Annotated in this window: 4 protein-coding genes; all 4 read right to left on the reverse strand. The window is 57.7% G+C overall.

Annotated elements, in window-relative coordinates:
* Positions 1-76: 76 nt before the first annotated feature.
* On the reverse strand, positions 77-2,182 hold the full coding sequence (locus FHX05_RS28840) for a DUF3857 domain-containing protein (RefSeq protein WP_183876199.1): 2,106 nt from the start codon (positions 2,180-2,182) through the stop codon (positions 77-79).
* A gap of 28 nt (positions 2,183-2,210) precedes the next feature.
* Positions 2,211-3,986 (reverse strand): rhomboid family intramembrane serine protease, encoded by a 1,776-nt coding sequence (locus FHX05_RS28845; RefSeq protein ID WP_246699154.1) that lies wholly within the window; start codon positions 3,984-3,986, stop codon positions 2,211-2,213.
* Between the two features lie 168 nt (positions 3,987-4,154).
* Positions 4,155-4,997 carry a serine protease gene (locus FHX05_RS28850; protein WP_183876201.1) on the reverse strand — a complete coding sequence of 281 codons (843 nt, stop codon included), beginning with the start codon at positions 4,995-4,997 and terminating at the stop codon, positions 4,155-4,157.
* A 16-nt stretch (positions 4,998-5,013) separates the two neighbouring features.
* A partial coding sequence (locus tag FHX05_RS28855; protein WP_348648357.1) for an HlyD family type I secretion periplasmic adaptor subunit occupies positions 5,014-6,554 on the reverse strand: 1,541 nt, incomplete at its 5' end.

A 6,554-nucleotide genomic window follows, 5' to 3' on the forward strand; every position in this document is an offset into this window, starting at 1 on the left:
ATGCCGTTCATTGACTTCTCCCTCGGCTTTGCCAGATTGCCAGTGCGCGGACAGTCGGCCAAAGGATACGCTTAGATCATGAATGGCTTTTGCCGTTATCGACATTCACCTCTTTGGGACCGGGATTGGTCCGCGTATCGCTCGTGGTGACAATGGCGGTGAAATCGTTCTGGGCAGCGTAGATCAGCCGCTCAAGGTCCTTATAAGATCCGGCCGCCACTTCCTTGAGCTTCAGGACCAATCGGCGGTGAACGATAAGCTGGTCATCCTTTCTCTCATAGATAGAAGCGTAAGAGCCGACGTCATTTTGAACGTCGACATTCTTGGGGACGGTCGCAATCTTGAACTCCGGCGGGAGGGTCACGCGGTAGTTCCAATTGAGATCCCGAACAGGCAGCGCCAGGGGCGTACGCCGCTGGCCGTCCCTGCTTAGAAATGCTCTCAACGCATCCATCGAGTCGAAATTCGGCGGTGACGGCAAAACGAGGGCCCCCGCTTCGGGATTGATTCCATAAGGGCTATGCCAATCCATCGTCAATTTAAACGGACGATCCGTATCGTAAGCGTCGGTCGTATCCAATCGACCAAAGCCGCCTTCGGCCGTCCCGCGGAGTTTGCGATCCATGCGCCGGTTATTTTCATCGGGGTCCTGCAGAACGGATCGAAGAGACTCCTCGATGCTTGGTGACATCGTCGCCGTCGCCTCGCCGGTCACGGTTCCGTCTGAGGCGATGTGAATCGTGCCTTCCGTGACGAATTGTGCGGTTTCAGGCGTGATTTCCGGCGTGTGACGCACCTCGCCGTGCGCGTCGGCGATGATGGCAAGTTTGCCGCTTAGTCCCTGGTCAAGCACGCCGAACGGCGTGAACGGGCTCGTCGGATTGGCGAACATGTCGAAGTCTGGCAGATAGACGATCGCATGGTTGATCTCGTCTGGCGACCAGAGAGGAAGCGGCTTGGCGCGGTCGCTCCAGTCGACAAGGGCGGCCTCGGAGCGAATACCTGCCGCCTTAAGCAGTGCCTGCATCAACGTGACATGGTCTTTGCAGTCACCGTACCCGTTTTTCAAGACCGTTGCCGCCGAATGGGATTCCCAACCGGCATCATTGCTCATGTAGACCGCGAGATAGCGGATGTTCCGAGCCGTCCAGTCGTAAATCGCTCGAGCCGCATCGATCCCTTTGCGATCGCCGACGAGGCGCTTGGCGAGCGCATCGATTTCGGGCGTAACGACGGATTTATCCTTGTTCAAGCGATAGTAGAGTAAGCCAAGCTCCTCGTAATTGTGCAAGGATGTAGCGAGAAACAGCGGCTCGAACTCTGCAAGCGCGGCCATATGTTGTTCCTTATCTCTTGCCGAGACGCCTTGTAAACGCACATCCGCAACGATATGGCGCATGCCGTTGGTCGAGGTGTCGGAAACGACAAAGCCGCCTTGGCTGGCGACCGCAAGCGGAAGAGCGGCGGGAATATCGATCACGACGTGCTCGCTGGCATTTTGGAACGGATTGAGCCACGCAATCGGATTGAAGCCCGTCAGCGGCATCTTGGGCGCCGTCTCTTCAATCTCGTAGTGGACGTGGCTTCCAATCGTAACCTTCGGCATGACGACCGTCGTGGTCACCGACGACACAAATCCGGGCGCATCGCGCGAGGCGGCACTGGGGCGGGTAAAAATGGCGTCAGCAGCCGGCTTATGACGAACCCCATCGGCGTCTTCGACCCAGCCGCTTACGAAGCGGAAGGAAACGTTCCGGGGATCATAGGTCATCGCCAGTTGTGATGCATCCTTCACCTGTGCCTGCTTTTGCACGAAGGAGTCGATGACCATCGTCAGCTTGTAGGAGTAGTCCTTTGAGACCTCGTAACGCAGTCTCTCGACCCGCTCGGGAGACTGGTCGGCACGGGCCACGTCGCCAAGGATCAGCAGCAGGCTTGTAGCGCAAAGAAGCGCTTGAGCAGCGCGCGCGATCGCCTGTTTGCCACGCGCGTCGGGGAATTTCCAAAACAAGCCACCATCCATTGAAATAAGCCTTATCCCTAAAAGCGATTGCCACACCAGTTTGGCCAATCCTACTGACAGACAGCTGCGGCCTAAGATCCAAAGCTGGATTGTGGCTCTTGAGGCAAATCTGTAAGCCGCTACCTGAGTTCGCATTAATTTCGAAGCTTGGCGGGACACCGGACGCGTCCCCAATAAACGCGTTGTCTCAATGCCGACTAAGCTGCACCAATTCACCTTGCGCGCCCTCATACTCCATGAATGTTTTTGGACATGAAAAGAGGGCCGCATTGAACTTTGGAATGGCCTCTGCGGTCTGCCCGCGCAATAGGTGCCATTCGCCAACATAGAATATGGCCTCACAAAGACTGTCGTTGTTTGTGGCTTTTGCCGTGACCTCGGACGGCGTCAATTCTCCAAGGAAGAGCTGATAGACGGGATAGGGCCACTTGCTTTGATCCAGCTTGCCGGCCGCTATTCGGAGGTTCGATGCTGCTTGGCTGTCGTTGCCTCGTGTTTGCGCGAGGAAGCGCCAGAGATGGTAATACGGTGCAGCATCTGGGTTCAGAGCAACCCTTGCTTCGAAGTCATCCGCCGCGCGTTGATATTGCCCCTGAAAATATTGAATAAATGGATCCGCGAGATAGCCAGCCCTTAGCTGGCTGATAGGCCAGATCGATCCTGCCGCGATGATTGCGAAGCCAATGCTGGCGATGAGAGCAGCCACACTGAAGCGCGGATGTAGCTGTGTGCGTGGCCAGGCCTTCAGCAAACAGAGGGAGACGATCCCTCCCGCAACCGCTCCGCCAAGATGGGCTGCATAGTCGATGTTCATGCCACCGGCGGTCTGGCCGACGAGCGGCAGGATGGAAGGTACGAGGATCTGTATCGCGCCCATCCTTAAAATCTCTGGTAACGGGCCGGAGGGAAAATGATAGCTAGCCACCATGACGGCCGCGAACAAGCCGATGATCCCGCCGGATGCTCCGACGCCGACAATGTTGTCGGGGTTGATCAGAAGCGAAGCCGCAGAACCGCCCACCGCGCTCACGCAAAACAGAGCGGCAAACCAGCGCCAGCCGATCAGGCGCTCAAGCAGGATCCCTGCCCGCCACAAGGCAAAACAATTGAAGGCAAGATGGATCAAACTACCGTGCAACAAAGCAGCCGTCACCAGTCGCCACCATTCGCCATAGTGCAGGATCCGTTGACGAAGGGTGCCGCCAAGCACCAATAAAGTCTGGGTGTCGGGCGTATCGCCCTTTGCCGGAATGACCCCAAATTTAAGCTCTACGATATAGATGGCGACAAGAATAGCGATCAGAGCATAGGTGAAGACAGGCGGCCCCTTGAGATTGAAGACCGGTTCTTCGCTATCATCCGTCTCAGAAGCGACTGCAAGTCCTCCGTCTGTTAAAGCCTGCTGCTCACGATCCTTCGCGAGAAACTCAGCGCTTCGATCGTATATCCAATCAGGATCGGCTCGCAGCAGCTTCAACGAAATGACAGCCGGAGTAGCTCGCCCTTGCAAAAATTTGGGCAGCCAGCGAACGAGCCCGCGTCTCGTCAGGGCTCGTGCCGCCACGGGATCCAGATCGATATAGAGTTGGTCGGTACGTTTGCGCTGATACCTGCGGATATTGCGAACAGACCGCCAGGGTATCGTCTCGTCGGAATGGGATTCGACATAGATGCCATCCTTGGATAGGACGAGACCGGGCTTGCGCCGTATGGCTCTTGCGAGCAATAGGACTGCGCAAGCGCCGAAAAGGGCAGCACCTGACCAACAGAAGATTGCGCTCAGGTGCGGGCGTCCAGGCCTGTCTGGTAAAAATGATACTTCCGCACTGGCAGCGGCCATCCCGAAGGCAATGAGCGATAACCAGAAGACCCTGCCTTTGTCGTAGGCAATTTCCATTGTCCGCGGCAGTTGTGGATCCACGGCGAAGCCGTCCAGCGAGATCAGATCGTGGTCATGCATCATCGATAATATACCCCCTCAAGAGCTCTCCATCGCCACTGCATCGCCTACTAGATCACCCCTACAGCGCCGGCAGCAGATATTCGCAGATCCAATCGCTGAGCGACCTCGATCTCGACGGCCGCCCCTCGGACATGACGGCTTTCCATTCGGCTACGACCTTTCGACCGCCTATTCTCCCGCAAGCTTGTGGACGGCTTCGATGATCTCGGGGTCCAGCCCAACGGCAAAATTATAGCAACGCCTGCGATCGAACTTCCGGCATGAACCCGTGCCTGATGTGGTGATGCCAATAGCCTCCAGGCCCTCCGGCCCTTCTCTCAATATCGGGCTGCCGGAGGCTCCTATGTCGGAGGAGCAGTCCGTGCGAAGACCGCTTGCCGGGATCTTCTCAATATTTTCGACCGATCGGATACGGCAGTCTCCAAGAACACGCTCGTTCCAATCGTCGGGAAGGAAGTGCGCCTGACGGATGGAGGCACTTATGATCTTGTCGCCGACAGAAACAGGTTTTGAAGGCAGGCGGTATGGTTCGAACTCTGTCACGGGTTCGGACAGCCGCATCACGACCCAATCATAGGGATCGTCCCAGGATTTAAGACCTTTGCTCGGATGAACGAACGATGCGACATCAACCTTATGCCACGTGGATCCTTTGCCGTCGCTCACTTCGAACCCACAGCGCATGATCGACATTGGCCCTGCATAGATTACCTTGGCGTTTTTGGGATAGAGGGCATGCCGTGCCGTGACAACGATATCGGGCTTATAGAGCAGGAAGGCGCTGGCCTCATTGAAGGGACACATGATCCTGCCGCTTGCGCCAAACTTCTTTCGAGCAGCGTCCGGTGTCATGCCATGCGATGCAGCATAGTCATTGATGGCTTTCCGGTTGTCAGCTCCGATTGTCCCTGCCTCAGCGCTGGCTACTCCCATCACCAGCGACACAAGAAAGATCAGGACATATGTCAGTGGGCGCTGCAGTTGCGCCACAAATCGCCAGGCTCCAGTCATTCGCATAGTTCCTCCACTATCTCTCCTGCATCGCTTGCGAAGTCACCTCCACAATCGGCGAGAACAGGTATTCGAGAATGCGACGTTTGCCCGTCTTGATCTCGGCAGTGGCGGCCATGCCCGGTGAGAGCGGCACGATATGGCCGTCGACGCTCATGGTGCCGGCGTCCAATTCCACGGTGACGGGAAAGACCAGGTTCTGTACGCGCTGGACATTGGTCGTCGGCACGGTCGCCTGCAATTGCTTCGTCGGGTCGCCTTCCACCTGGTTGGCATCTGGTTCCGGGATCGCGTCCCTTGCAACAGCCGTGACATGACCACGGATCACGCCATAGCGCGTGAATGGAAATGCCTCGACCTTGACCACGGCCGCCTGCCCGACAGAGACGAAACCGATATCGCTATTGGGAAGGTAGGCTTCCACCTCCAGCGTCGAATTGTCGGGCACGATGCGCATGAGTTCGACGCCCGTCGTGACCACCTGTCCCACGGTATTGATCGAGGACGACTGGACGGTACCGTCGATCGGGCTTGCGATCGTCATGGATGCCCGCCGCTCGCGCGCCTTGACGAGCTGCCGTTCGAGTTCGTCCGCCTGTCGCGACGCTTCACCAGCTTTCTCGACATTGTCGGCAATGAAGGTGCGAAGCGTCTTTTCGCCATCGCTTGATGTCACGGCAAGCGATGCCTTGGCTTCCTCGAGCTGGCCGGTCTCCTCTGCGAGCGTTGCTTCCTCCTTCTGGCTCGTCTCCTTCGCATCGATCACTCCTGCCTTGGAGCCGGCATCCTGACCCACCAGTGTCGCGCGGATAGCGACCCGTTCGTTGAGCGTATCGACCAGCCGATGCTGTGCTGCCATTGTCTGCTGCAGCCTGGCGACGGTCGCTTGAGCCTGCTGATGCTGGGCGGCGATATTGGTAAGGCTCGCGGCAAGCTGGGAGAGGTCGGCCTTGAAGCTCGACTGCTCGCGCTCGCGAATGCTTGACGAGATATCGGACGCAAGATCGAGCGGGGCATCCGGGATCTGTTTTTCGCTCGTCCAGATACCCTGCTCCTGCCACTGTTGAACCGTTGAAAGCACGGCCCTGCGCCGGACCATCTCAGCCCGATAGGCCTGCAGATTGACCGCAATCGCCTCTTCGTCTGACCTGAGCTCGATATCGTCGAGCTGAACGACGATGTCGCCGGCCTTCACCCTTGAGCCATTGATGACCGGGATGGACCTGACCTTGCCGACCTCGATCGACTGGATGACCTTGACGCGGCCGGTCGGCTGGATCTTGCCCTGCGCTGTGGAGACTATATCGAAGGTACCAAGATAGCTCCAGGCAAGCGTGACCACCACGACGACCGCGATGAACCAGATGAAGGCGGTACGAACAGGCGAGGCCGGCGTCTCGAGGATCTCAAGCGCCGCCGGCAGGAATTCGTTTTCGATCCTGCCGCGACGCAGCGGCTTTCCCGGTCGTTTCGGAGGGCGGATGACAGGGTTCATGGCTGATTGAGCCCCGTCTGCAACTGCCAGAGATGGGCGTAGAGCCCGTTCGTCCGGGCAAG

The sequence above is a fragment of the Rhizobium sp. BK491 genome (assembly GCF_014194925.1).
GTDB lineage: Bacteria > Pseudomonadota > Alphaproteobacteria > Rhizobiales > Rhizobiaceae > Rhizobium.

What these genes read in the sequence shown, in the direction of transcription:
- FHX05_RS28845 (WP_246699154.1), bottom strand. Translation starts at nt 3,986, where the DNA reads ATGATGCATGACCACGATCTGATCTCGCTGGACGGCTTCGCCGTGGAT.
- FHX05_RS28850 (WP_183876201.1), bottom strand. Translation starts at nt 4,997, where the DNA reads ATGACTGGAGCCTGGCGATTTGTGGCGCAACTGCAGCGCCCACTGACA.